At 60.0% G+C, this 25877-nt stretch carries 28 protein-coding genes; 27 read left to right on the top strand and 1 reads right to left on the bottom strand.

The window, feature by feature from the left end; translation table 11 throughout:
* The first annotated feature begins 6 nt into the window (after positions 1-6).
* The 13 genes from fliJ (at position 7) to flhB (ending at position 10285) form a co-directional block, all read left to right on the top strand.
* Positions 7-456, top strand: coding sequence for a flagellar export protein FliJ (gene fliJ / locus AB4P91_RS24970; protein WP_115147823.1), 450 nt, complete (start codon positions 7-9; stop codon positions 454-456).
* A gap of 190 nt (positions 457-646) precedes the next feature.
* Complete coding sequence (locus AB4P91_RS24965; RefSeq protein WP_150594253.1) at positions 647-952, top strand: STAS domain-containing protein; 306 nt, start codon at positions 647-649, stop codon at positions 950-952.
* 5 nt (positions 953-957) lie between these two features.
* Positions 958-2661: a SpoIIE family protein phosphatase gene (locus tag AB4P91_RS24960; RefSeq protein ID WP_395603910.1), complete on the top strand. Its 1704-nt coding sequence runs from the start codon at positions 958-960 to the stop codon at positions 2659-2661.
* Positions 2662-2692: 31 nt separating this feature from the next.
* On the top strand, positions 2693-3040 hold the full coding sequence (locus tag AB4P91_RS24955) for an Hpt domain-containing protein (RefSeq protein WP_150594251.1): 348 nt from the start codon (positions 2693-2695) through the stop codon (positions 3038-3040).
* A gap of 104 nt (positions 3041-3144) precedes the next feature.
* On the top strand, positions 3145-4512 hold the full coding sequence (locus AB4P91_RS24950) for a flagellar hook-length control protein FliK (RefSeq protein WP_395603909.1): 1368 nt from the start codon (positions 3145-3147) through the stop codon (positions 4510-4512).
* A gap of 373 nt (positions 4513-4885) precedes the next feature.
* Entirely contained in the window at positions 4886-5389 is a 504-nt protein-coding gene (gene fliL, locus AB4P91_RS24945; RefSeq protein WP_150594249.1) for a flagellar basal body-associated protein FliL, read from the top strand.
* Between the two features lie 9 nt (positions 5390-5398).
* Positions 5399-6367: a flagellar motor switch protein FliM gene (fliM, locus tag AB4P91_RS24940; protein ID WP_007920032.1), complete on the top strand. Its 969-nt coding sequence runs from the start codon at positions 5399-5401 to the stop codon at positions 6365-6367.
* A gap of 56 nt (positions 6368-6423) precedes the next feature.
* Positions 6424-6873, top strand: a complete 450-nt coding sequence (gene fliN, locus AB4P91_RS24935) for a flagellar motor switch protein FliN (RefSeq protein ID WP_042558227.1) — start codon at positions 6424-6426, stop codon at positions 6871-6873.
* The gene (fliO, locus tag AB4P91_RS24930; protein ID WP_150594248.1) at positions 6874-7329 is read left to right on the top strand and encodes a flagellar biosynthetic protein FliO; all 456 of its coding nucleotides are present in this window, start codon (positions 6874-6876) and stop codon (positions 7327-7329) included.
* Entirely contained in the window at positions 7329-8087 is a 759-nt protein-coding gene (gene fliP, locus AB4P91_RS24925; RefSeq protein WP_150594247.1) for a flagellar type III secretion system pore protein FliP, read from the top strand. Before fliO ends, fliP begins: the two co-directional genes overlap by 1 nt.
* The gene (gene fliQ / locus AB4P91_RS24920) at positions 8084-8353 is read left to right on the top strand and encodes a flagellar biosynthesis protein FliQ (RefSeq protein WP_042558229.1); all 270 of its coding nucleotides are present in this window, start codon (positions 8084-8086) and stop codon (positions 8351-8353) included. Before fliP ends, fliQ begins: the two co-directional genes overlap by 4 nt.
* A gap of 3 nt (positions 8354-8356) precedes the next feature.
* Complete coding sequence (gene fliR, locus AB4P91_RS24915; RefSeq protein ID WP_042558230.1) at positions 8357-9142, top strand: flagellar biosynthetic protein FliR; 786 nt, start codon at positions 8357-8359, stop codon at positions 9140-9142.
* A 3-nt stretch (positions 9143-9145) separates the two neighbouring features.
* The gene (gene flhB / locus AB4P91_RS24910) at positions 9146-10285 is read left to right on the top strand and encodes a flagellar biosynthesis protein FlhB (RefSeq protein WP_395603908.1); all 1140 of its coding nucleotides are present in this window, start codon (positions 9146-9148) and stop codon (positions 10283-10285) included.
* 122 nt (positions 10286-10407) lie between these two features.
* On the opposite strand, the gene AB4P91_RS24905 is transcribed toward flhB, so the two are convergent.
* The gene (locus AB4P91_RS24905; RefSeq protein WP_150594245.1) at positions 10408-10767 is read right to left on the bottom strand and encodes a DUF6124 family protein; all 360 of its coding nucleotides are present in this window, start codon (positions 10765-10767) and stop codon (positions 10408-10410) included.
* Positions 10768-11356: 589 nt separating this feature from the next.
* On the opposite strand from AB4P91_RS24905, the gene flhA reads away from it, so the two are divergent.
* From flhA to AB4P91_RS24835, 14 genes are all read left to right on the top strand, one after another.
* The gene (gene flhA, locus AB4P91_RS24900; protein ID WP_042558242.1) at positions 11357-13486 is read left to right on the top strand and encodes a flagellar biosynthesis protein FlhA; all 2130 of its coding nucleotides are present in this window, start codon (positions 11357-11359) and stop codon (positions 13484-13486) included.
* 11 nt (positions 13487-13497) lie between these two features.
* Positions 13498-14838 carry a flagellar biosynthesis protein FlhF gene (flhF, locus tag AB4P91_RS24895; RefSeq protein WP_150594244.1) on the top strand — a complete coding sequence of 447 codons (1341 nt, stop codon included), beginning with the start codon at positions 13498-13500 and terminating at the stop codon, positions 14836-14838.
* 116 nt (positions 14839-14954) lie between these two features.
* The gene (gene fleN / locus AB4P91_RS24890; protein ID WP_016771060.1) at positions 14955-15785 is read left to right on the top strand and encodes a flagellar synthesis regulator FleN; all 831 of its coding nucleotides are present in this window, start codon (positions 14955-14957) and stop codon (positions 15783-15785) included.
* Positions 15782-16522, top strand: coding sequence for an RNA polymerase sigma factor FliA (gene fliA, locus AB4P91_RS24885; protein WP_007920004.1), 741 nt, complete (start codon positions 15782-15784; stop codon positions 16520-16522). The genes fleN and fliA overlap by 4 nt, the downstream gene beginning before the upstream one ends.
* 167 nt (positions 16523-16689) lie before the next feature.
* Positions 16690-17061: a chemotaxis response regulator CheY gene (locus AB4P91_RS24880; protein ID WP_008072643.1), complete on the top strand. Its 372-nt coding sequence runs from the start codon at positions 16690-16692 to the stop codon at positions 17059-17061.
* Positions 17062-17083: 22 nt separating this feature from the next.
* Positions 17084-17872 carry a protein phosphatase CheZ gene (locus tag AB4P91_RS24875; protein WP_395603907.1) on the top strand — a complete coding sequence of 263 codons (789 nt, stop codon included), beginning with the start codon at positions 17084-17086 and terminating at the stop codon, positions 17870-17872.
* A gap of 37 nt (positions 17873-17909) precedes the next feature.
* Entirely contained in the window at positions 17910-20147 is a 2238-nt protein-coding gene (locus AB4P91_RS24870; protein WP_150594242.1) for a chemotaxis protein CheA, read from the top strand.
* A gap of 49 nt (positions 20148-20196) precedes the next feature.
* A complete protein-coding gene (locus AB4P91_RS24865; protein ID WP_395603906.1) occupies positions 20197-21348 on the top strand; it encodes a chemotaxis response regulator protein-glutamate methylesterase in 1152 nt (383 codons plus the stop codon).
* Positions 21348-22088: a flagellar motor protein gene (locus AB4P91_RS24860; RefSeq protein ID WP_047300280.1), complete on the top strand. Its 741-nt coding sequence runs from the start codon at positions 21348-21350 to the stop codon at positions 22086-22088. The genes AB4P91_RS24865 and AB4P91_RS24860 overlap by 1 nt, the downstream gene beginning before the upstream one ends.
* Before the next feature lie 15 nt (positions 22089-22103).
* The gene (gene motD, locus AB4P91_RS24855) at positions 22104-22994 is read left to right on the top strand and encodes a flagellar motor protein MotD (protein ID WP_150594240.1); all 891 of its coding nucleotides are present in this window, start codon (positions 22104-22106) and stop codon (positions 22992-22994) included.
* Positions 22995-23037: 43 nt separating this feature from the next.
* Entirely contained in the window at positions 23038-23826 is a 789-nt protein-coding gene (locus AB4P91_RS24850; protein ID WP_042558249.1) for a ParA family protein, read from the top strand.
* 117 nt (positions 23827-23943) lie between these two features.
* Complete coding sequence (locus AB4P91_RS24845; RefSeq protein ID WP_395603905.1) at positions 23944-24888, top strand: CheW domain-containing protein; 945 nt, start codon at positions 23944-23946, stop codon at positions 24886-24888.
* 86 nt (positions 24889-24974) lie between these two features.
* Positions 24975-25460, top strand: a complete 486-nt coding sequence (locus AB4P91_RS24840) for a chemotaxis protein CheW (RefSeq protein WP_395603904.1) — start codon at positions 24975-24977, stop codon at positions 25458-25460.
* A complete protein-coding gene (locus tag AB4P91_RS24835) occupies positions 25461-25853 on the top strand; it encodes a DUF2802 domain-containing protein (protein ID WP_395603903.1) in 393 nt (130 codons plus the stop codon). It begins immediately after the preceding gene.
* The last annotated feature ends 24 nt before the right edge of the window (positions 25854-25877 follow it).

Genomic DNA, 25877 nt, shown 5'->3' with positions numbered 1-25877 from the left:
CCGTTTATGGCCGTCAGCCGAGCCGCGCGCCTGGCGCCGGTGGTGGACATGGCCGAGAAGGCCGAGAAAACCGCCGTGCAGCGCATGGGTTACTTTCAGGGCCAGGTCAAGGTCGCTGAAAGCAAACTCGCCGACCTGAACGCCTTTCGTCTGGATTACTCCGAGCAGTGGATCGTACGCGGCAGCACTGGCGTGAGCGGGCAATGGCTACTCGGCTTTCAGGGGTTTCTCGCGCAACTCGATACGGCTGTTGATCAGCAGCGCCAGAGCCTGGTCTGGCACCAGAACAATCTCGACAAGGCGCGTGACGAGTGGCAGAAAGCGTTCGCCAAGGTCGAAGGCTTGCGCAAACTGGTGCAACGATATCGCGAAGAGGCGCAACGCCTGGAAGACAAGCGCGAGCAGAAGTTGCTGGATGAGTTGTCCCAGCGTTTGCCACGGCATGATCCGTTTTAAACCACTGCGATATCCCCTGTGGGAGCGAGCTTGCTCGCGAAGGCCATCGGCCAGTTGACTAAAATGTCGACTGACACGACGCCTTCGCGAGCAGGCTCGCTCCCACATTTGATCCTGTGTTGCACCTTGCCCCTGCGTCTACCAAGTGCTAAACCTTGTAGACGTTCGTTAATGACAAGGAAGCCAGTCAATGTCAGTCGTTACAGAAGTCTCTCCCGATGGTCATAAACTGACGATTTCAGTCAAAGGGCGGTTTGATTTCGGTCGCCATCAGGAATTTCGCGAGTCCTACGAGCGACTCAATCGAAAGCCTGAGTCCATCGTGGTCGACCTGAAAGACGCCACCTACCTCGATAGTTCTGCGCTGGGCATGCTGCTTCTGCTGCGCGATCACGCCGGTGGCGATAATTCCGATATTCGCGTGGTCAACAGCAACTCCGACGTGCGCAAGATCCTCGCCATCTCCAACTTCGACAAGCTGTTTGACATCCGTTGACGGCGATGCAGGCGCAAGAGCCGCTGATAATCCTGATCGCCGAAGACAGCGCCGCTGACCGGTTGCTGCTGTCCACCATCGTCCGCCGTCAGGGCCATGAAGTATTAACGGCAGCCAATGGTAGCGAAGCCGTCGATATTTTCCGTCGCGAGCAACCCAGTCTGGTGCTAATGGACGCGATGATGCCGGTGATGGATGGTTTCGAGGCTGCGCGGCAGATCAAGGCACTGGCCGGGGAAACGCTGGTGCCGATCATCTTCCTCACGTCGCTGACTGAAAGTGAAGCGCTGGCCCGTTGTCTGGAGGCTGGCGGCGACGACTTTCTGGCGAAGCCCTACAACCAGGTGATCCTTGCCGCCAAAATCAAGGCGATGGACCGCTTGCGCCGCTTGCAGGCCACGGTGCTGCAACAGCGCGACCTGATCGCCAAACATCACGATTACCTGCTCAATGAGCAGCGTGTTGCCAAAGCGGTATTCGATAAAGTCGCGCATTCCGGTTGCTTGAGTGCGCCGAACATCCGTTATCTGCAATCCCCTTACGCGCTGTTCAATGGTGATTTGTTGCTGGCGGCGTACACGCCGGCGGGCGACATGCACGTGCTGCTCGGCGATTTCACCGGGCACGGTTTGCCGGCTGCGGTGGGGGCCATGCCGTTGGCGGAGGTGTTTTATGGCATGACAGCCAAGGGTTACGGCTTGTCCGAAACCCTGCGCGAGATGAATGCCAAGCTCAAACGTATTTTGCCGGTAGACATGTTTTGCTGCGCGACGCTGCTGTCCCTGAGCTTTCAGCGGTGCTCGGTTGAAGTATGGAACGGCGGCATGCCGGACGGTTATCTGCACCGCATCGCCAGCGGTGAGCGCCTACCGTTGGCCGCACGGCATTTGCCGCTGGGTGTGCTCAGCCCGCAAGCATTTGATGACGGTACGCAAGTGCACCCGATGGCCGTCGGTGATCGGGTCTTCCTGTTGTCTGACGGGGTGATCGACACCAGTGATGCCAGCGATCAATTGTTCGGCGTCGAGCGTTTACAGCAAGTGTTTGCCGCCAATCGTGAGCCGGATCGGCTGTTCGAGGACATCGAGCGGGCGCTGCGGGATTTTCGCGGCGAGGCTCGCGACGATGTCAGCATGGTCGAAGTCAGTTTGCTGGAGCCTGAGCAGGTTCATCCGCCGGCGCCCGTGTATTCCGACAGCGGCCAATTGAGTCCGCTGGACTGGTCGGTGAGCTTCGAATTCCGTGACGCTACGCTCAGGCGTTACAACCCGTTGCCCTACTTGCTGCAATTGCTGTTGGAAGTGCACGGCCTGCGTACGCAAAGCGGCGCGCTGTACAGCGTGCTCGCGGAGTTGTATTCCAATGCGTTGGAGCACGGGGTGCTGGGGCTCGATTCCAGCCTCAAGCGCGATGCCGCAGGATTCGCCCGCTATTATGAGCAGCGCAACGCGCGTCTGGAGGTTTTGCAGGACGGCTATGTGCGTGTGCATTTGCAAGTCAGGCCGCACGGCGCGGGCGGCTGTCTGGTCATTCGGGTCGATGACAGCGGCAAGGGATTTGATGTGGCGCGGGTGATGGAACGACCGCTGGACGGTGTCCGTTTGTCGGGGCGTGGTGTCAGCGTAGTCCGTCAATTGGGGCGCAACGCCCGTTGGTCGGACGAAGGTCGTAGTGCCCACGTGGAGTTTTTCTGGGAGATTGAGGCATAATCCGCGCAATTCTTGATCAAGGAGTGAACAAGTGGCAGATAAACAAGTTGATCGCGAGGTACTGGATACCCTGCGTGAAGTGATGGAAGACAGTTATCCGGACCTGCTGGATACCTTTCTGTGCGATTCCGAAAGCCGTTTGCATGAGTTGCAAAAGACCGCTGATGCCAAGGTTCTTTCGGAGGTTGCCCACAGCTTCAAGGGCAGCGCCAGCAATATGGGGGCTGTTCGACTGGCAGCGCTGTGCCAGGAGCTTGAATCCGACGCAAAAAACAAGAGCCCGGCAGAAAACGTCAAACTGGTGGCTGAAATCAGCGGCGAATTTGCCAATGTGCGCCCTGTTTACGAAAATGAGCGACAGCACCTCCACCTTCACTGATTGCTCCGCTCGGCGCTTTTCTCAAGAGTGGGGCAGACATGGCCCGGCGCTTGCTAATAACTCCATGACTGTACCTACGATCCCAGTGCAGCGGAGACCGTTTCATGCCTGCGACCCCCAACATTCTTCTTCAGAACGCCGCCCAGGCCAAGGCTCAGGCCGCGTCTGCCAAATCGTCGGCAATGGCCGCAGACGCTGGGGACAAGGCTTCAAGCTTCGCCAAAGTATTTGCCGATCAGGGCTTAAGCAAGGCTGCGGTCGCTGCTGATAATTCGCTGAAATCGACGCGCGACAAGGTTGCAGATAGCAGTGGCAAAAAGGACGTCGGCACTGATCAGTCTGCCGCTCCCGAGCCGGCGATTGCCGATAGCGGCAAGTCGTTGCCTGCTGACAAAGCGGCATCGAGCGACGACAAGGCTGGCAGCGACGATGGCGCACAGACGCCGGTAGCCGACGCCACCGTCGATGACGCTGCAGTGGTTGACCCGGCGCTGGATCCGGCGTTGGCTGCCATCGCGCAGCCGACCGTGACGGCGCCCGTGGTAGCGGCGCCAGTGGTTGCAGCGGCCGCACCGGTCCAGGACGAACCCCCGGAAGTTGCCGTGCTGCCGAGCATGGTCAAAGACCCGGCGGCCAGCGCCGACAGCGATTTCGACCCTTCGGCGGATCCGCTTGATTCGCTGCCGGCCGTGCGTATGGCGATGGAGCAGGGTGGTCATATTTCCGCCGCGAGTCAGGCGCAGCCCAAAGCTGCGCCAGCGCAGGCCGATGGTGAATTGACCTCGGCGCAGACTTTTGCCGCAGGCATGGCGAGCATGCTCGACGTGCAGACCGACAAGGACAGCACCCGTCAGGGCGGTGACAAAGCCTTCAGCGGGCTGCTCGATGACGGCCTCAAAGACCTTAAGTCCGCCACCAGCGATACCCGCGTCGATGACTTCGCTAACCGTCTGGCGGCGTTGACCCAGGCCGCTACACCGAAGACCGCGAACGCTGTGCCGGTCAATCAGCCGATTGCCATGCATCAGAGCGGCTGGACCGAAGAAGTGGTTAACCGCGTCATGTATCTGTCGAGCGTCAATCTGAAGGCGGCGGACATTCAGTTGCAGCCGGCCGAATTGGGTCGTCTGGATATCCGCGTGAACATGGTCCCGGACCAGCAAACCCAAGTGACGTTCATGAGCGCGCACCCGAGTGTGCGTGAAGCGCTCGACGGGCAGATGCATCGCCTGCGTGAGATGTTCAACCAGCAGGGCATGGGCCAGGTCGACGTCAATGTGTCCGACCAGAACCGTGGCTGGCAGGGTCAGCAGGGTCAGGAACAGGCGCACCAAGGCCAGAGCGGCCGCACCAGTGCTGGCGGTGCTCGACTGGATTCGGCAGATGAAGAATTGGCAGCCGCCGCTGTTGCTGAGGCAGCCGTTCAAACCACCAGCGTGATCGGTACCAGCGCAGTCGATTATTACGCCTGATTGATCAACAGCCCCTCACCCTAGCCCTCTCCCGGAGGGAGAGGGAACTGACTTGGGGTGATCGGGATATTCGCCGACCTGATTGTTGCGCTGAATCCGTTTGATGCGCGCCAACCTGATCGTCTTGCGTTGAATTGCGTCTGACCCTCGCCGATCTGATCGTTTTTGCCCCGATTTCATAATCGATTCGGTCGTTCAGGTCGACGTTTGACGCCTGACACCTCGGTCGGCCCCCTTTCCCTCCGGGAGAGGGCTGGGGTAAGGGTGCCTTTGACTTTAGCGTTGTCTCCACAACCACCGACACTTCTGGCATAACACTTGCTCTTGCCTTGCCGTGCGACTGTGAAAACCCGAATAGTGACGGATTATTGGCATGGCGAAGAGCGAAACAGCAGCAGTAAAAGACCCCGCAACCAAAGGCAAACTCAAGCTGATCATCGTGATCGTGCTGGCGTTGTTGTTGGCCATTGGTGCGTCCGTGGGGGCGACCTGGTTCTTCATGCACAGCGCTCAGAGCAAGCCCGCCGATGCCGCCGAAGCTGCGCCGGTCGGCAAGCAGCCAGCGATTTTCGAGCCGATGGCGCCAGCCTTTGTCGCCAACTACAACCAGAACGGCCGTCAGCGCTACATGCAGGTGAGCATCACCATGCTGGCGCGTAACCAGGCCGATCTGGACGCGCTGAAAGTGCACATGCCGGTGATCCGCAACAACCTGGTGATGCTCTTCTCCGGTCAGGATTTCGCCACCTTGGCGACCCCGGTCGGCCAGGAAATGTTGCGCCAGAAGGCCACCGCCAGCGTGCAGGAAGTGGCGCAGAAAGAGCTGGGCAAAGTGGTGATCGAACAGTTGCTTTTCACTAATTTCGTACTGCAGTAGGAACACGACATGGCCGTGCAGGATCTGCTGTCCCAGGATGAAATCGATGCGCTGTTGCATGGCGTCGACGATGGTCTGGTACAGACCGATAACGCTGCCGAACCCGGCAGTGTCAAAAGCTACGACCTGACCAGCCAGGATCGCATCGTCCGTGGACGCATGCCGACTCTGGAAATGATCAACGAGCGTTTTGCCCGCTACACCCGCATCAGCATGTTCAACATGCTGCGCCGCTCGGCGGACGTTGCCGTCGGTGGCGTACAGGTGATGAAGTTCGGCGAATACGTGCACTCGTTGTATGTGCCGACCAGTCTCAACCTGGTCAAGATCAAACCCCTGCGCGGCACCGCGCTGTTCATCCTCGACGCCAAACTGGTGTTCAAACTGGTGGACAACTTCTTCGGCGGCGACGGCCGTCACGCCAAGATCGAAGGGCGTGAGTTCACCCCGACCGAACTGCGCGTGGTGCGCATGGTGCTGGAGCAGGCCTTCGTCGATCTGAAAGAAGCCTGGCAGGCGATCATGGAAGTCAATTTCGAGTACATCAACTCGGAAGTGAACCCGGCCATGGCCAACATCGTCGGCCCGAGCGAAGCGATTGTGGTCTCCACCTTCCACATCGAACTCGATGGCGGTGGCGGCGACCTGCACGTGACCATGCCGTACTCGATGATCGAGCCGGTGCGTGAAATGCTCGACGCCGGTTTCCAGTCGGACCTCGACGATCAGGACGAGCGCTGGGTCAACGCCCTGCGCCAGGACGTGCTCGATGTCGACGTGCCGATCGGTGCCACCGTGGCCCGCCGCCAGTTGAAGCTGCGCGACATCCTGCACATGCAGCCGGGGGATGTGATCCCGGTCGAGATGCCGGACGAAATGATCATGCGCGCCAACGGCGTGCCGGCCTTCAAGGTCAAGATGGGCTCGCACAAAGGCAACCTCGCGTTGCAGGTGATCGAGCCGATCGAGCGTCGCTGAAGCGGCGCTTTCACCCCCAAACATTTAGCTGAATTGTTGCCCGCCGAGGACACATGATGAACGACGATATGAACGCCCAGGACGATCAGGCACTGGCTGACGAATGGGCTGCTGCCCTGGAAGAAACCGGTGATGGTCAATCCGAAATTGACGCACTGCTGGCAGCCGACGCATCCAGCGGCTCGCGTCTGCCGATGGAAGAGTTCGGCAGCGTGCCGAAGAACAACGATCCGGTGACGCTGGACGGCCCGAACCTGGACGTGATCCTCGACATCCCGGTGTCCATCTCGATGGAAGTTGGCAGCACCGACATCAACATCCGCAACCTGTTGCAACTCAACCAGGGTTCGGTGATCGAGCTTGATCGTCTGGCCGGTGAGCCGCTGGACGTGCTGGTCAACGGCACGCTGATCGCGCACGGCGAAGTGGTGGTGGTCAACGAGAAGTTCGGCATCCGCCTGACCGACGTGATCAGCCCAAGCGAACGCATCAAGAAGCTGCGCTGAGTGAAAAGGTTTCTCTGGGCTCTGCTGGCCTTGCCCCTGAGCGTGTTGGCCGCTGAACCGGTTGCTGGCAATGCCGCGCCTGCCGCTGCTACCGCGCCGATGGTCAACAGTGGCGTGGCCGGGCAATTGACGCAGTTGGTGTTCGGCCTGTTGCTGGTGCTGGGGTTGATCTTCTTCCTTGCCTGGCTGTTGCGTCGGGTGCAGCAAGCGGGGCCGGCGGGCAAAGGCCAGGTGATTGAGCTGATTGGCTCGCGCGCGCTCGGCCCGCGTGACCGTCTGATGCTGGTGCAGGTCGGCAATGAGCAGATTCTGCTCGGCTTGAGCCCTGGCACCATCACCGCGCTGCACGTGCTCAAGGAACCGATCGAGGTGCCGAGCACCAGCGAGAAAGCGACGCCGGAATTTGCCCAGCATCTGCTGAGGATTCTCGGCAAGGATCAGAAGGATAAGAAGTAATGGGTGCGCTACGCATCGTCTTGACGCTGGCCCTGATGCTGGCCGCGCCGCTGGCGTTCGCCGCCGATCCGTTGTCGATCCCGGCGATCACGCTGGGCACCAACGCCGACGGCGCGCAGGAGTATTCGGTCAGTCTGCAGATCCTGCTGATCATGACCGCGCTGAGTTTTATCCCGGCGGCGGTCATCCTGATGACCAGTTTTACGCGGATCATCATCGTGTTCTCGATCCTGCGTCAGGCCCTGGGTTTGCAGCAGACGCCGTCGAACCAGATCCTCACCGGCATGGCGCTGTTCCTGACGATGTTCATCATGGCGCCGGTGTTCGACCGGGTGAACAACGATGCGCTGCAACCGTATCTGGCGGAAACACTCACCGCCCAGCAAGCGGTGGAAAAAGCCCAGGTGCCGATCAAGGATTTCATGCTCGCCCAGACGCGGACCAGCGATCTTGAGTTGTTCATGCGCCTGTCCAAGCGTACCGACATCGCCACCCCGGATCAGGCACCACTGACTATTCTGGTGCCGGCGTTCGTCACGTCCGAGCTGAAAACGGCGTTTCAGATCGGCTTCATGATCTTCATTCCGTTCCTGATCATCGACCTCGTCGTGGCCAGTGTGCTGATGGCGATGGGTATGATGATGCTCTCGCCGCTGATCATCTCGCTGCCGTTCAAGATCATGCTGTTCGTGCTGGTGGATGGCTGGGCGCTGATTATCGGCACCTTGGCCAGCAGTTTCGGAGGTGTCTCGCCATGACGCCGGAAGTCGCGGTCGATATCTTTCGTGAGGCGCTGTGGCTGACCACACTGATGGTCGCGATTCTGGTGGTGCCGAGCCTGTTGGTGGGCTTGCTGGTGGCGATGTTTCAGGCGGCCACGCAGATCAACGAACAGACCTTGAGCTTTCTGCCGCGTCTGCTGGTGATGCTGGTGACCCTGATCGTCGGCGGTCCGTGGATCGTGCAGACCTTCATGGAATACATCATCGAGCTGTACAAAAACATCCCGATGGTCATCGGCTAAGCCATGCAGTCGCTGCTTCAGCTGACCGACACCCAGATCAGTTCCTGGGTGGCGACGTTCATGTTGCCGCTGTTTCGCGTGGCCTCGATGCTGATGGTCATGCCGGTATTCGGTACGACCCTCATCCCGCGGCGCGTGCGCCTGTATTTTGCCGTGGCGATCACCGTGGTGATTGTCCCGGGCCTGCCGCCGATGCCGGCGGTGAGTCCGCTCGATCTCAGTGGCTTGCTGCTGATTGCCGAGCAGATTCTGATCGGCGCCGTGCTCGGCTTTTCCCTGCAGCTGTTTTTCCAGGCATTTGCCGTGGCCGGGCAGATTGTCGCGATCCAGATGGGCATGGGCTTCGCCTCGATGGTCGACCCGGCCAACGGCGTTTCGGTGGCGGTGATCGGGCAGTTCTTCACCATGCTCGTGACGTTGTTGTTCCTGTCGATGAACGGCCATCTGGTGGTGTTCGAAGTCCTCACCGAGAGCTTCACCACGTTGCCGGTGGGTAGTGGGCTGATGACCGCGCATTATTGGGAACTGGCCGGCAAACTCGGCTGGGTTCTGGGGGCGGCGTTGCTGCTGGTGCTGCCGGCAGTGACCGCGTTGCTGGTGGTCAACATCGCTTTCGGCGTAATGACCCGCGCCGCGCCGCAACTGAACATTTTCTCCATCGGTTTTCCGCTGACGCTGGTGCTCGGGCTGTTCATCGTCTGGGTCGGTCTGGCGGACATTCTCAATCAGTATCAGCCGCTGGCCACCGAGGCCTTGCAGTTGCTACGCGAACTGGCACGGGCGCGCTGAGTCATGGCAGAGAGCGAAAGCGGTCAGGACAAAACAGAAGACCCCACGGACAAACGTAAAAAGGATTCCCGTGAGAAGGGCGAGATTGCCCGCTCCAAAGAACTCAACACCCTCGCTGTAATGATGGCCGGTTCCGGCGCGCTGTTGGTGTTCGGCGGCATGCTTGCCGAAGACCTGATGGACCTGATGCGCCTGAACTTCACGCTGTCGCGCGAAGTGATCATGGACCAGGGCTCCATGGGCGCGTTTCTCTTGCAGTCAGGGAAAATCGCCTTGGTGGCGATTCAGCCGATCATGATCACTCTGCTGTTGGCGGCACTGATCGGGCCGATTTCCCTCGGTGGCTGGCTGTTCGCGGCTGGCTCCATGGCGCCCAAGTTCAGCCGGATGAACCCGGGAGCCGGCCTGAAGCGGATGTTCTCGATGAAGGCCATCATCGAACTGCTCAAGGCGCTGGCCAAGTTTTTGATCACCCTGTCCGTGGCCCTGATGGTGTTGGCTGCGGACGTCGATGACTTGCTGCGTATTGCCCATGAGCCACTCGAGCTGGCGATCATTCACAGTGTGGTACTGGTCGGCTGGAGCACGCTGTGGCTGGCCTGTGGCCTGATCATCATTGCGGCAGTCGATGTCCCGGTGCAGATCTGGGAGAGCATGAAAAAGCTCAAGATGACCAAGCAGGAAGTGCGCGACGAGCACAAGGATCAGGAAGGTCGGCCGGAGGTCAAACAGCGTATCCGCCAGACCCAGCGCGAAATGTCCCAGCGACGCATGATGGCGGCCATTCCCGACGCCGACGTGGTCATTACCAACCCGACCCACTACGCCGTGGCGCTGAAATACGATTCGGAAAAGGGCGGCGCGCCCATCCTGCTGGCCAAGGGCAGTGATTTCCTGGCGCTGAAGATCCGCGAAATTGCCGTGGCCAATAACGTCATGCTCCTCGAGTCGCCGGGGCTGGCGCGATCGATCTACTACTCGACCGAACTCGATCAGGAAATTCCCGGTGGGCTTTACCTGGCCGTTGCCCAGGTATTGGCCTACGTCTATCAGATCCGCCAATACCACGCGGGCAAAGGTAAGCGTCCGGATCCGCTCAAGGATGATTTGCCGATTCCGCCAGATCTGCGGCGCGATGCCTGACATTACCGTGATGAAACAAAAAAACCGCCGTCCCGATTGAACGGGACGGCGGTTTTTTTATGCCTGAAGGCAGATACCTCCTCCAGCAAAATATCTGTTTAATCAGGCCCGATGTTCAGGGATCAGCCCGGCAACTCCAGATTATCCAGCACGCGATTCACCGCCAGCTCGCCGAGCATGATCAGTTGCGCGATCCCCAGCAGCGTCCTGCGCTGTGACGCTGGCAAGAGGCGGGCGAAGTCTTGGGCGATGGTTTTGGCCGAGGCGAGTGTTTCGCAGGCATCGACCAGCAGTTCCTCGTTTTTGAAGTCCGCAGTAACGGCGTACATCCTGCGGGTTTGACGGGGTGTTGGCGCGGAGCCGGGTGGGCAGAGGTAGTGATCGAGGGCGCGGTCGGCGGCGTCGTTGAGTTTTTTGGAATCGAGGGATTCGTAGGGAGAGGTGGGGTCGGTTTCGGGTGGGTTGGGTGTTGGTTTGATCATGGTGAAGCCTCTAGAGTAATGAAGCTGCCACTGTTCGCTGCTAACGAAAGGGGTGGCGGCTATACGCGGGTTAGCAGACCAGGACTCTAGAACCCGGCGCACCGAAGTGCCCCACGCAAAGCCGCCATAACGGCAACGGACTGTGTGCGTCTAGAGATAACCCAGGCTGCTAAACCCGATCACTGAGAAATCAGCGACGGCTCAACAATAGAGTCCACCCCCAAGGCGCACAAGCCGGCGGATTCTGGCGTAGCTGTAGGCAATGGCGCAAGGATTCGTAGCCTGGAACCCGTGTCTGCAAGTGTCTTTTAAACACCTTCGTTTAAATCAAAGAATCGCGCCGGATTTTACGGCCCCTTAGCGAGCAAGCTCGCTCCCACAGAGATCTTCAGTGGTTGCAGGTTTTGTGTCCGACAAGAAGCAAATGTGGGAGCGAGCTTGCTCGCGAAGGGGCGGCCCGGTCAGCAGACAATCCCCAGTCAAACCCCTCTGTTTCAATCATTGGCAAAAGTTGGAAGGTTTCTTGCAATAGCCGCCGTACGTCCGTTCTGGGCGTCAAAAGTTTGCTTTAAAGGAACGGGGAAAACCGGTGGATCGCTCTCAGTTACTCAACAGTGCTCGCTCAAACGTTGCCGACCTCAGTCGAGGCAATCTGGGCGTGCCGTTGTTGCTGCTGGTCATGTTGGCAATGATGATGTTGCCGATTCCGCCGTTCCTGCTGGACGTGTTTTTCACCTTCAACATCGCCTTGTCCATCGTCGTGCTGCTGGTGTGCGTTTACGCCCTGCGGCCACTGGATTTTGCGGTGTTCCCGACCATCCTGCTGGTGGCGACGCTGATGCGGCTGGCGTTGAACGTGGCATCGACGCGGGTGGTGATGCTCCACGGTCAGGACGGCCACGCCGCCGCCGGTAAGGTGATCCAGGCCTTCGGTGAGGTGGTGATCGGCGGTAACTACGTGGTCGGTATCGTGGTTTTCGCGATTTTGATGATCATCAACTTTGTCGTGGTGACCAAGGGTGCCGGGCGAATTTCCGAGGTGAGCGCACGTTTCACCCTCGATGCGATGCCCGGCAAACAAATGGCGATCGACGCCGACCTCAACGCCGGTCTGATCGACCAGAACCAGGCCAAGTCGCGCCGTCAGGAAGTCGCCCAAGAGGCCGAGTTCTACGGTTCCATGGACGGTGCGAGCAAATTCGTCCGTGGTGACGCCATCGCCGGCCTGCTGATTCTGTTCATCAACCTCATCGGCGGTATGGCCGTCGGTATTTTCCAGCACAACATGAGCTTCGGTGACGCTGGCCGGGTTTACGCCTTGCTGACCATCGGTGACGGTTTGGTGGCGCAATTGCCATCACTGTTGTTATCGACAGCGGCGGCGATCATGGTGACCCGTGCTTCCGGTTCGGAAGACATGGGCAAGCAGATCAATCGCCAGATGTTCGCCTCGCCGAAAGCGCTGGCGGTGGCTGCCGGTCTGATGGCGGTCATGGGCCTGGTGCCGGGCATGCCGCACTTCTCCTTCCTGAGCATGGCCGCACTGGCCGGCGGCGCCGCGTACCTGTTCTGGAAAAAACAGAACGTGGCCAAAGTCGTCGCGCTGGAAGAGGTCAAGCGTCAGCAGGAATTGCTGCCATCGCCGGCCCGCGCCATGGAAACCAAAGAGCTTGGCTGGGACGACGTGACCCCGATCGACATGATCGGCCTGGAAGTCGGCTATCGCCTGATCCCGCTGGTGGATCGCAATCAGGGCGGGCAATTGCTGGCGCGGATCAAGGGCGTGCGCAAGAAGCTGTCGCAGGATCTGGGCTTCCTGATGCCCACTGTGCACATTCGTGACAACCTCGATCTGGCGCCGAGCGCGTATCGCCTGACCTTGATGGGGGTGATCCTGGCCGAAGCCGAGATTTACCCGGATCGCGAACTGGCGATCAACCCTGGCCAGGTCTATGGCGCGCTCAACGGTATCAACGCCAAAGATCCGGCTTTCGGTCTGGAAGCGGTGTGGATCGAAATCAGCCAGCGCGCGCAGGCACAATCGTTGGGTTATACCGTTGTGGATGCGAGCACCGTGGTCGCGACGCACTTGAACCAGATTCTGTACAAGCACTCCAGCGAGCTGATTGGCCACGAGGAAGTGCAGCAACTCATGCAATTGCTGGCCAAAAGCTCGCCAAAACTGGCGGAAGAGCTGGTGCCGGGCGTGGTTTCGTTGTCGCAGTTGCTCAAGGTGCTGCAAGCGTTGCTGGCCGAGCATGTGCCAGTACGCGATATCCGTAGCATTGCCGAAGCCATCGCCAACAACGCCGCGAAGAGTCAAGATACCGCCGCGTTGGTGGCTGCTGTGCGGGTCGGCGTATCTCGCGCAATCGTCCAAAGCATTGTAGGCACGGAGTCTGAGCTACCTGTTATCACTCTGGAGCCAAGGTTGGAACAGATATTGCTCAATAGTCTGCAGAAGGCAGGACAAGGCTCGGAAGAGGGTGTCCTGCTGGAACCAAGCATGGCCGAGAAGCTGCAGCGTTCGTTGATCGAAGCGGCGCAGCGGCAGGAAATGCAAGGTCAGCCGGTCATCCTCTTGGTAGCCGGCCCGATCCGCGCGATGCTCTCGCGCTTTGGCCGCCTGGCAGTCCCTGGATTGCACGTGCTGGCCTACCAGGAAATACCGGACAACAAGCAAGTGACCATCGTTGCGACAGTAGGGCCCAACGGCTGAGGTAGTGGTTTATGCAAGTTAAGCGTTTTTTCGCCGCCGATATGCGTCAGGCCATGAAGCTGGTTCGTGATGAGCTGGGCGCTGATGCCGCCATCATTGGCAACCGCCGCATTGCCGGCGGCGTCGAACTGACGGCGGCGCTGGATTACACGTTGTCGGCGCTCGCGCCACGGGTTCCGAACATGGAACTCGAAGACGAGCTGCGCAAGACCCAGTCGCGCATCGTCACCGCCCAGGCCGAATTGAGCCTTCGCGGCGAAGCCGATGGCGACACCAATCGCCAGTTGTTCGCCGGTTTGCCAATGACGGCCGGCCTGCCGCTGACCGCTGCCGAACCGTTGAGCGAGCCGACTTACGCGGCCCCGGCGCGTCCGGCCCCGGCACCTGCGCAATCGTCCGGCGGGATTGATCCGCGTGCACTGGATTCGATGCGTTTTGAATTGAACAGCCTGCGCGAGCTGATGGAAGTTCAGCTCGGCACCCTCGCCTGGAATCAGCTGCAGGGCAGCCGCCCGGCGCAAGCCAACCTGTATCGCCGTCTGCAACGGATCGGCCTGTCCGGCCCGTTGTCGCGCGACCTGCTGGCGATGGTCACGGATATCGAAGAACCTCGTCAGGCCTGGCGCATGCTGCTGGCGCATCTGGCGCGGATGATTGCCGTACCGGAGGTCGAGCCGCTGGAAGAGGGGGGTGTGATTGCCATGGTCGGCCCTGCCGGCATGGGCAAGACCACCACGCTTGCCAAGCTTGCTGCCCGCTACGTGCTCAAGTACGGCGCGCAGAATGTCGCGCTGGTGAGCATGGACAGCTTCCGCATCGGCGCTCAGGAACAACTGAAGACCCTGGGCCGGATCCTCAACGTGCCGGTAACGCACGTCGATCCGGGGCAGTCGCTGGTACAGGCCCTGGACCCGCTGCTGCGCAAACGCGTGGTGCTGATCGATACCGCCGGCCTGCAGGCCAGCGATCCGGCACTGCGTATGCAGCTCGAAAGTCTGGCCGGGCGTGGCATCCGTTCAAAAAATTATCTCGTGCTGGCAACCACCAGCCAGAAACAGGTTCTAACCGCCGCTTATCACAGTTACAAGCGTTGCGGGCTCTCCGGGTGCATCCTGACTAAACTGGATGAAACGGCTAGCCTTGGCGAAGTGTTGAGCCTGGCGATCAGTCATGAATTGCCGGTCGCGTATCTGACCGATGGCCCACGGATTCCGGATGATTTGCATCTGCCGCGCCGTCATCAACTGGTCAGCCGCGCCGTCAGCGTGCAAATGCAGGAAGAACCCAGCGAAGAAGCCATGGCTGACATGTTCGCTGATATCTATCACAGCCCGACCAAGCAGGTAGGCTGAGGTAATCATGAACAGTTTTTGTACCTACATCGATGGTCTGCCATGCATTGTTCCGTTTGTGAACGCGCAGCCAGTAATGTGGCCTCCGTCTATGCAAGACAAGGTAAAGAAATAACATGGGCAGCATGCATCCCGTACAGGTTATCGCGGTGACCGGCGGCAAAGGTGGCGTCGGCAAGACTAACGTGTCAGTGAACTTGTCTCTTGCGCTGGCAGAGCTTGGCCGTCGGGTCATGCTGCTGGACGCCGATCTGGGACTGGCGAACGTCGACGTTCTGTTGGGCCTGACGCCCAAACGCACCTTGGCCGACGTGATCGAAGGCCGCTGCGAATTGCGCGACGTGCTGTTGCAAGGCCCGGGCGGAATTCGCATCGTGCCGGCTGCGTCGGGCACTCAGAGCATGGTGCATCTGAGCCCGGCTCAGCATGCCGGTCTGATTCAGGCGTTCAGCGACATCGGCGACAATCTCGACGTCCTGGTGATCGACACCGCTGCGGGCATTGGTGACTCGGTAGTCAGTTTCGTACGCGCCGCGCAAGAAGTGTTGCTGGTGGTCTGCGACGAGCCGACTTCGATCACCGACGCTTACGCGCTGATCAAGTTGCTCAACCGCGATTACGGCATGAACCGCTTCCGCGTTCTGGCCAACATGGCGCAGAGCCCGCAGGAAGGGCGCAACCTGTTCGCCAAGTTGACCAAGGTCACGGATCGCTTTCTTGACGTGGCCCTACAATACGTCGGCGCCGTGCCTTACGACGAAAGCGTACGCAAGGCCGTGCAGAAACAACGTGCGGTCTATGAAGCCTTCCCCCGTTCCAAGTGCGCACTGGCGTTCAAGGCAATCGCACAGAAGGTCGATACCTGGCCGCTGCCTGCCAACCCGCGCGGCCACCTTGAATTCTTCGTCGAGCGTCTCGTGCAGCAAACGGCAGGGCCTGTCATATGACCGCAAGCGGTATGAACTACTACAAGAAGTCGGCACGTGATGCGCAGTACGAGTTGATCGAGCGTTACGCGCCACTGGTCAAACGTATTGCCTACCACTTGCTGGCACGGTTGCCGGCGAGTGTGCAGGTCGAGGATCTGATCCAGGCCGGAATGATCGGCCTGCTCGAAGTCTCGACCAAATATGACGCCAGCAAAGGCGCCAGTTTCGAAACGTACGCGGGCATTCGAATCCGCGGCGCGATGCTCGACGAAGTGCGCAAAGGGGACTGGGCGCCACGCTCGGTTCACCGCAATACCCGTATGGTCAGCGACGCAATTCGCTCGATTGAAGCTAAAACCGGCCGTGATGCTAAAGATCACGAAGTTGCGGCCGAACTCCAATTGAGTCTCGACGATTATTACGGGATTTTGAATGACACCCTGGGCAGCCGCTTGTTCAGTTTCGACGACCTGTTGCAGGACGGCGAACACGAAGGGCTGCACGAGGATGGCGCGAGTGCTCATCTTGAGCCGTCACGCGATCTGGAAGATGAACGCTTCCAGGCAGCGCTGGCGGACGCGATTGCCAATTTGCCGGAGCGTGAGCGACTGGTGTTGGCGCTGTACTACGACGAAGAGCTGAACCTCAAGGAGATCGGTGAAGTCCTTGGCGTCAGTGAATCGCGGGTCAGCCAGTTACACAGCCAGTGCGCGGCCCGTTTGCGGGGGCGTTTGGGGGAGTGGCGAGCGCGCTGAAGGCAGTGTGGGGACACTGCGAACGAGGCTGGTGCGGTGATGAACGGCACCGGTCTTGCTCTGTTGTGCTCCAGACAGTCTTTGAGTGTTACGCCGGATTGAATGAAATGGCGCGTCCAGGTGCTGGGCGCGTTTAAGACTGCTTGGAGGTCGAATTGGACAAGAACATGAAAATCCTCATCGTTGATGACTTCTCAACGATGCGGCGGATCATCAAGAACCTGCTGCGCGATCTGGGGTTCACCAACACCGTCGAGGCTGACGATGGCATTACCGCCATTCCGGTTCTCAACAGCGGCAGCATCGACTTTCTGGTAACGGACTGGAACATGCCGGGCATGACCGGTATCGACCTGCTGCGTCACGTGCGCGCCGATGAAAAACTCAAGCACCTGCCAGTGCTGATGGTGACCGCTGAAGCCAAGCGCGAACAGATCATTGAAGCAGCCCAGGCCGGTGTAAACGGCTATGTGGTGAAACCCTTCACGGCCCAGGCGTTGAAAGACAAGATCGAGAAGATTTTCGAACGCATCGGTTGAGAAACTGCGCCACGGGGGAGCTATGGACCACAACGAATCTTCACAGGGCGATTTTGAATCGACCCTGAAAAAACATGCGGTCGAACTGGTCGAAAGCCTTGAAAAGGGCAGGTTCGGCGACGCTGTGCAATTGATCCATGAGCTCAATCAGACCCGTGACCGTGGCCTGTACCAGGAAGTTGGCAAGCTCACACGTGAACTGCACAGTGCGATCGTCAATTTCCAGATTGATCCGAACATGCCGCAGGCCGAGGAAGTGTCGCAAATTACCGACGCCACCGAACGCCTGGGCTATGTGGTCAAGCTGACGGAAGCCGCGGCCAACCGCACCATGGATCTGGTGGAAAGCGCCACGCCGGTGGTCAATGGTCTGGCTGAAGAAGCCCAGGCCTTGAGTACCGATTGGGGTCGTTTCATGCGTCGTGAGGTCGGGGCTGAAGAGTTCCGCGAACTGGCGCGCCGGGTCGACGGTTTTCTGTCACGCAGCAGCACGGGCAACCGTGCGGTGTCGAGCAATCTGAACGACATCCTGCTGGCTCAGGATTATCAGGACCTCACCGGTCAGGTCATCAAGCGTGTGACCCAACTGGTCACCGAAGTCGAAAGCAATTTGCTCAAACTCGTGCTCATGGCCAGTCAGGTGGACCGCTTTGCGGGCATCGAACATGACCGTACGGCGATGCTCGCTGAAAAAGATCCACAAAAACATCTCTCGCAGGGTGAAGGTCCGCAGATTCATGCCGATAAACGAGAAGACGTTGTGTCCGGTCAGGACGATGTGGACGATTTGCTATCCAGCCTTGGATTTTGAAGTTTAGGTTTTTAGACCTGTTAGGAGCACCCCCTTAATGAGCTTCGGCGCCGATGAAGAGATCCTTCAGGATTTCCTGGTTGAGGCCGGCGAGATTCTTGAGCAACTGTCAGAACAATTGGTCGAGCTGGAAAGCCGCCCGGATGATGCTGATCTGCTCAACGCAATTTTTCGCGGTTTCCACACTGTAAAAGGGGGCGCCGGCTTCCTTCAGCTCAATGAGCTGGTTGAGTGCTGTCACATCGCCGAAAACGTGTTCGACATCCTGCGCAAGGGTGAGCGTCGCGTTGATTCAGAACTGATGGACGTTGTGCTCGAAGCACTGGACGCGGTGAACGGCATGTTCACCGAAGTGCGCGAGCGCAGCCCGATTACGGCGGCTACGCCTGAGCTGCTGGCTGCCCTGGCGCGTCTGGCCGAACCGCAATCGGCTGATGCCGTAGCGGTTGAAGAAGTCGTTGAGGCACCGGTTGCCGAAAGCGATTCGGGCGACATCACCGATAACGAATTTGAACAGTTGCTGGACTCGCTGAACGCCGTCAAGGCTCAGGCCGAAGCCCCGGCGGCGGCCGCTGCGCCTGCTGCAACTGAAGCGGCCAGCGATGAAATCACCGATGCCGAGTTCGAGTCGTTGCTCGATCAACTGCACGGCAAAGGTCAGTTCGCGGTTGATGCGGTGGCTCCAGCGGCACCGGCCCCTGCGGCACCGGCCAAGGGCGACAGCTCGGACATCACCGACGACGAATTCGAAGCGCTGCTCGACCAGTTGCACGGCAAGGGCAACTTTGCCGTTGATGCGCTGGAATCGGCGATTGCCGCGGTGCCTGCGCCTGCTGCTCCGGCAGCGGCTGCGGCTGGCAGCGATCTGATCAGTGATCACGAATTCGAATCGCTGCTCGACGAATTGCACGGCAAAGGCAAGTTCACTGAGGTAGGGACTGCGTCTGCCGGCAGCACTGCCGCCGTCGCAAAACCTGCCGCCAAGGCCCCGGCCGCAGCGCCCACGCCTGCGCCGAAAGCCGAATCGCCAAAACCGGCGGCCGCTGCTGCACCGGCTCCGGCCCGTGCGCCAGCCGCGCCACCGCCGGAAAAACCGGCCAGCGAAGCCGAAACCACCGTGCGGGTCGACACTGCACGTCTCGACGAAATCATGAACATGGTCGGCGAGCTGGTGCTGGTGCGTAACCGTCTGGTGCGCCTGGGCCTGAACAGCGGCGACGAAGCCATGCAAAAGGCTGTGTCGAACCTCGACGTGGTCACGGCTGACTTGCAGACTGCGGTGATGAAAACGCGGATGCAACCGATCAAGAAGGTCTTCGGGCGCTTCCCGCGTCTGGTTCGCGATCTGGCTCGTCAGCTCAAGAAAGAAATCAACCTGGAACTGGTCGGCGAAGAAACCGACCTCGACAAAAACCTTGTCGAGGCCCTGGCCGATCCGCTGGTCCACTTGGTGCGCAACGCGGTCGACCACGGCATCGAGTCGCCGGAAGAACGCGAAGCTTCGGGCAAGGCCCGTGGCGGTAAAGTGGTGCTGGCCGCCGAGCAGGAAGGCGATCACATCCTGCTGTCGATTTCCGATGACGGCAAAGGCATGGACCCGAACGTCCTGCGCGCCATCGCGGTGAAACGCGGTGTGATGGACAAGGATGCAGCCGATCGCCTGAGCGATACCGAGTGCTACAACCTGATCTTCGCCCCTGGGTTCTCGACCAAGACCGAGATCTCCGACGTGTCCGGCCGCGGTGTCGGCATGGACGTGGTGAAGACCAAGATTTCCCAGCTCAACGGTTCGATCAACATCTACTCGACCAAGGGCCAGGGCTCGAAGATCGTCATCAAGGTGCCGTTGACCTTGGCGATCATGCCGACGCTGATGGTCATGCTGGGCAATCAGGCGTTTGCGTTCCCGCTGGTCAACGTCAACGAAATCTTCCACCTCGACCTGTCGACCACCAACGTCGTCGACGGTCAGGAAGTGGTGATCGTGCGGGACAAGGCCTTGCCATTGTTCTACCTCAAGCGCTGGCTGGTCAGCTCCGCCGCTCACGAAGAGCAGCGCGAAGGCCATGTGGTGATCCTTTCGGTGGGCACCCAGCGGATCGGCTTCGTCGTCGATCAACTGGTTGGCCAGGAAGAAGTGGTCATCAAGCCATTGGGCAAAATGCTTCAGGGCACTCCGGGCATGTCCGGCGCCACCATCACTGGTGACGGCCGTATCGCACTGATCCTTGATGTTCCGAGCATGCTCAAGCGTTACGCCGCACGGCGTATTTGAATCCGGGGCGGCGGGGCGATGACGCTCCGCTGCACCTAATGGAGTGTTTATGGCAGTCAAAGTCCTGGTGGTGGACGATTCGGGTTTTTTCCGCCGCCGCGTCTCGGAAATTCTTTCAGCGGATCCGAGCATCCAGGTTGTCGGTACGGCAACCAACGGTAAAGAGGCGATCGATCAGGCTATGGCGCTCAAGCCTGACGTGATCACCATGGACTACGAGATGCCAATGATGGACGGCATCACGGCAGTGCGGCACATCATGCAGCGCTGCCCGACCCCGGTGTTGATGTTCTCCTCGCTGACCCACGAAGGCGCCCGGGTAACCCTGGATGCGCTGGACGCCGGCGCGGTGGATTTTCTGCCGAAGAATTTCGAAGACATCTCGCGTAATCCCGAGAAGGTCAAGCAACTGCTGTGCGAAAAGGTGCATAGCATCTCGCGCAGTAATCGTCGTTTCAGTGCCTACAGCGCGCCTGCACCTGTTGCTGCTCCAGCCCCTGCGCCGACGCCGGCCCCGGCTGCGTCGAGTTTCAGCGGCCATGGCAGCCACACCAGCAGCGCGCCGGCACGTCCGGCACCTGCTCCGGCGCCGACCCGCGCGCCGGCAGCCAGTGCTTCGTCGCCGGCACCAAAACGCAAGGCCTACAAACTGGTCGCTATCGGTACATCGACAGGTGGCCCGGTTGCGCTGCAACGCGTGCTGACTCAGTTGCCGGCGAATTTCCCGGCGCCGATCGTGCTGATCCAGCATATGCCGGCGGCGTTCACCAAAGCCTTTGCCGAACGTCTGGACAAGCTCTGCCGCATCAGCGTCAAAGAGGCCGAGGATGGTGACATCCTGCGTCCGGGGCTGGCGCTGCTGGCGCCGGGTGGCAAGCAAATGATGATCGACGGCCGTGGCGCGGTGAAAATCCTGCCCGGCGACGAGCGCCTGAATTACAAGCCGTGCGTGGACATCACCTTCGGTTCTGCGGCCAAGTCGTACGGCGACAAAGTTCTGGCGGTCGTGCTGACCGGCATGGGTGCCGACGGCCGTGAAGGCGCGCGCCTGCTCAAGCAGGGCGGCAGTTCGGTGTGGGCCCAGGATGAGGCAAGCTGCGTGATCTACGGCATGCCGATGGCCATCGTCAAAGCCGACCTCGCTGACGCGGTGTACGGTCTGGACGACATCGGCAAGCACATCGTCGAGGCGTGTATCTGATGGATGTTCTAAGCCTTATCGGGATCATCATGGCGTTCGTCGCCATCATCGGCGGCAACTACCTGGAAGGTGGTCACCTCGGTGCGCTGGCCAACGGCCCGGCGGCACTGATCGTAATAGGCGGCACCATCGGTGCCGCGCTGTTGCAATCGCCGATGAGCGCGTTCAAACGCGCGATGCAGATCCTCGCGTGGATCTTCTTTCCGCCACGCGTGGACCTGGCTGGCGGCATCGACCGCGTGGTCAACTGGAGCCTCACCGCACGCAAGGAAGGCTTGCTCGGGCTGGAAGGGGTGGCTGACGCCGAACCTGACAACTACTCGCGCAAAGGCCTGCAACTGCTGGTCGATGGCGCCGAGCCGGAAGCGATCCGCAGTATCCTCGAAGTGGATTTTTACACCCAGGAAGCGCGCGATATCGAAGCCGCCAAAGTCTTTGAAAGCATGGGCGGCTACGCGCCAACCATCGGCATCATCGGCGCGGTGATGGGCCTGATCCACGTGATGGGCAACCTCGCCGACCCGACGCAACTGGGCAGCGGCATCGCCGTGGCGTTCGTTGCGACGATCTATGGTGTGGCCAGTGCCAACCTGATCCTGTTGCCCGTAGCGGCCAAACTGAAGTCCATCGCGTTACGGCAGTCGCGTTATCGCGAAATGTTGTTGGAAGGGATCCTGTCGATCGCCGAAGGTGAAAACCCGCGTTCTATCGAGCTGAAGCTTCAGGGCTTCATGGATTGATGGGGGTAATGGACTATGGCTCGTCGCAGGCATCAGGAAGAACACGTTAATCACGAGCGCTGGCTCGTGTCCTACGCCGACTTCATTACGCTGCTGTTCGCTTTCTTCGTGGTGATGTACTCGATCTCGTCGATCAACGAAGGCAAGTACAAGGAAATTTCCGAAGCGCTGGTCGGGGTCTTTACCGACTCCGATCGCGCGCTCAAGCCGATCCAGATTGGCGACGAGCGACCGAAGACCGTGACCCCGGCCAAGCCGCTGGTCAAGGACGCCGAGCAGGTTGACGCCGGTATCGCCGGCGCCAGCGATCCGCTGAAGAGCATCGCCGACGACATCAGCGCCGCATTCGGTGACCTGATCAGCTCCAACCAGATGACGGTGCGCGGCAATGAGTTGTGGGTCGAGATCGAACTCAACTCCAGCCTGTTGTTCGGCAGCGGCGACGCCATGCCGAGCGACATCGCCTTCACTATCATCGACAAGGTTGCAGCGATCCTCAAACCGTTCGACAACCCGATTCACGTCGAAGGTTTTACCGACAATCAGCCGATCCGCACCGCGCAGTACCCGACCAACTGGGAACTGTCCTCGGCGCGCTCGGCGAGCATCGTGCGCATGCTGGCGATGCAGGGCGTCAACCCTGGTCGACTGGCTTCGGTGGGCTACGGCGAGTTCCAGCCGGTAGCCAATAACGCTACCGCCGAAGGCCGGGGCAAAAACCGTCGCGTGGTGCTGGTGGTGTCGCGCAATCTGGATGTGCGCCGCAGCCTGACCGGTACCGGAACCGCTCATGCGCAACCGGACGCCGCCCTGAAGCGCGCTGGCACACAAACTGCACCGACCCCGGTCAAGACGCCGGGACGCGAGAGTGCCGTCAATTCTCCGTCACCCGCATTAATACGCTGAGCCATGTCTCGGCCGAGCATCTCGGTCGAGAGGAACGAACTGAATGAGAGTCTGGGCAGTCGCCAATCAAAAGGGTGGGGTCGGTAAAACCACCTCTTCCATCGCTTTAGCCGGATTGCTGGCCGAGGCGGGCAAGCGCGTGGTCGTGGTCGATCTCGACCCGCATGGCTCGATGACCAGCTATTTCGGCTACGATCCCGACAGCCTGGAACACAGCAACTATGACCTGTTCCTGCACAAGGGCAGCGTGCCGCAAGGCTTGCCCGGGCAGTTGCTGCTGTCGACCAGTGACGAACGCATTTCCCTGCTGCCATCGAGCACCGCGCTGGCAACGCTCGAGCGCCAGTCGCCCGGGCAAAGTGGCCTGGGGCTGGTGATCGCCAAGAGTCTGGCGCAGTTGTGGCAGGACTTTGATTACGCGGTCATCGACAGCCCGCCGTTGCTCGGCGTGCTGATGGTCAACGCCCTTGCGGCGAGCCAGCAACTGGTGATCCCGGTACAGACCGAGCACCTGGCCGTCAAAGGCCTGGAGCGCATGGTCAACACATTGGCAATGATCAACCGCTCACGCAAACAGGCGCTGCCGTTCAGCATCGTGCCGACGTTGTTCGACCGCCGTACTCAAGCGTCGATGAGCACCTTGCGCGTGCTGCGCGACAAATTTCCCGACGATATTTGGCAGGGCTACATCCCGGTCGATACGCGTCTGCGCGACGCCAGCCGCGCGGGTGTCACGCCTTCGCAATTCGACGGCAAGAGTCGTGGCGTGCTGGCTTACCGCGCGCTGCTCAAGCATTTGTTGGCGCAACAACTTGTTGCGCAGGTGGCTTGAGATGATTTTGTCCTGTGTAGGAACTGCCGCAGGCTGCGATCTTTTGATCGGGCTTTGTCGCGCTTCTGAAAAGATCAAAAGATCGCAGCGTTCCGCAGCGCCTACAGGGGGTTGTGTATGAATCGGCCGGTGAAGCTGACATCCAGGCCGCAGATGGCGTTGCAGTCCTATCTGGACAGTTTGTTGGAGGAAATCCCGGACGAGTTGCCGGAGCAGGTCGCTTCCCAGCCTGAGGTGATTGAAAGCGCCGAAGCGCTGGATGAGTTCCAGGCGGCGGTGCTTGAAGAGCAGGCGCGCGACGCCGAGAAAGCGGCCAGACCTGTTGCGCCGGTCGCTGCGCCCGCCCCGGTGGCCAAGGCGCCCGTGGTGTTGCTCGAAACAGCTGAACCTGTGCGCGTGGTATCGACCCTTGCGCCGCTTCTGCAAACGCAGTTGCTGCAAGCCGTGCCTGAACCCGTCGAGCCAGAGCCAGAAGCGCCAGCCGCCGAACCGGTTGTTCAAGCGCTCGTCACGCCGCTGGTGGAAGTGCATCTGCCGCCAAGCAACACACCGCCGCCGGTCGACACCGACGGCCGTCCGGCCTGGGCCTCCGAAGCCTTCGAATGCCTGCTGTTCGATGTCGCCGGATTGACTCTGGCCGTGCCACTGGTCTGCCTGGGTTCGATCTACTCGCTGGCCGGTCACGAGTTGACGCCGCTGTTCGGTCAGCCGGAATGGTTCCTCGGGATTCTGCCGAGCCAGGCCGGCAACCTGAAAGTGTTGGACACCGCGCGCTGGGTCATGCCGGATCGCTATCGCGATGATTTCCGTCAGGGCTTGCAGTACGTGATTTCGGTACAAGGTTACGAGTGGGGCCTGGCGGTGCATCAGGTCAGTCGTTCGTTGCGTCTTGATCCGAATGAAATCAAATGGAGAAGTCATCGGGGTCAGCGGCCATGGCTTGCCGGCACCGTGATTGAACACATGTGCGCCTTGCTCGATGTCGCAGCTCTTGCGGAGTTGATCGCCAGCGGCGGGGCAAAGCACATGCCCGGCAGTAAGCCGAACCACAAACCGATTTAACACTTACATAACAGACAAGCACCGGCATACGCATGGCGGGGCACGGAACATACACCGCCAGTGGCGGTACTTCGAGGGGCTAGGGTATGAACGACAAGGCGACGGCGGCAAAGGGTTCTGAAGATCCGATCCTGCAATGGGTGACCTTCAAGCTGGACAACGAAACCTACGGCATCAACGTGATGCGCGTTCAGGAAGTGCTGCGCTACACCGAGATCGCTCCGGTGCCGGGTGCGCCAAGCTACGTGCTGGGCATCATCAACCTGCGCGGTAACGTGGTCACCGTGATCGACACCCGTCAGCGCTTCGGCCTGAGCACCGGCCAGATCAGCGACAACACCCGTATCGTCATCATCGAAGCCGACAAGCAAGTCGTCGGCATCATGGTCGACAGCGTGGCCGAAGTGGTTTACCTGCGTCAGTCGGAAATCGAAACGGCGCCAAACGTCGGTAACGAAGAGTCGGCCAAGTTCATCCAGGGCGTGTGCAACAAGAACAACGAGTTGCTGATCCTGGTCGAGCTGGACAAGATGATGAGCGAAGAAGAGTGGTCGGACCTGGAGAACATCTGATTGATTCTCGAAGTGGCGGTCATTGTCCTGTTCCTCTTCTGGGCAGGCACGCTGGCAATGTTTCTGGCGTACATCAAGGCGCAGCGGGTGATCGCTGCGCAACAGGCCGAGGGCGATGCGCTGCGTGATCAGCGCATCAAGGAACTGGCCAAGCGCGTTGACGATTATCAGAACGGCAATGTGCGCATGGGCGACGCCCTGCACGAACTGCGTGCGGTCGTCGGCCCGTTGCCGGACAAAATCGTTCAGCTGGAACAGCGTGATCCATCCAGCCTGTCGTTCGCCCAAGCGGCGAAACTGGTGGGGATGGGCGCGAGCGTTGATGAACTGACTCAGTCCTGCGGCTTGACCCAGGCTGAGGCGGAGTTGATGCGCAAGCTACACAAGAACTGAAGCAAGCAAGATCAAAAGATCGCA

Source organism: Pseudomonas sp. B21128, from assembly GCF_044218865.1.
Classification (GTDB): domain Bacteria; phylum Pseudomonadota; class Gammaproteobacteria; order Pseudomonadales; family Pseudomonadaceae; genus Aquipseudomonas; species Aquipseudomonas iridis.
Note: the sequence above shows the minus strand (reverse complement) of the source record. Positions and strands in the feature narration are given on the sequence as shown.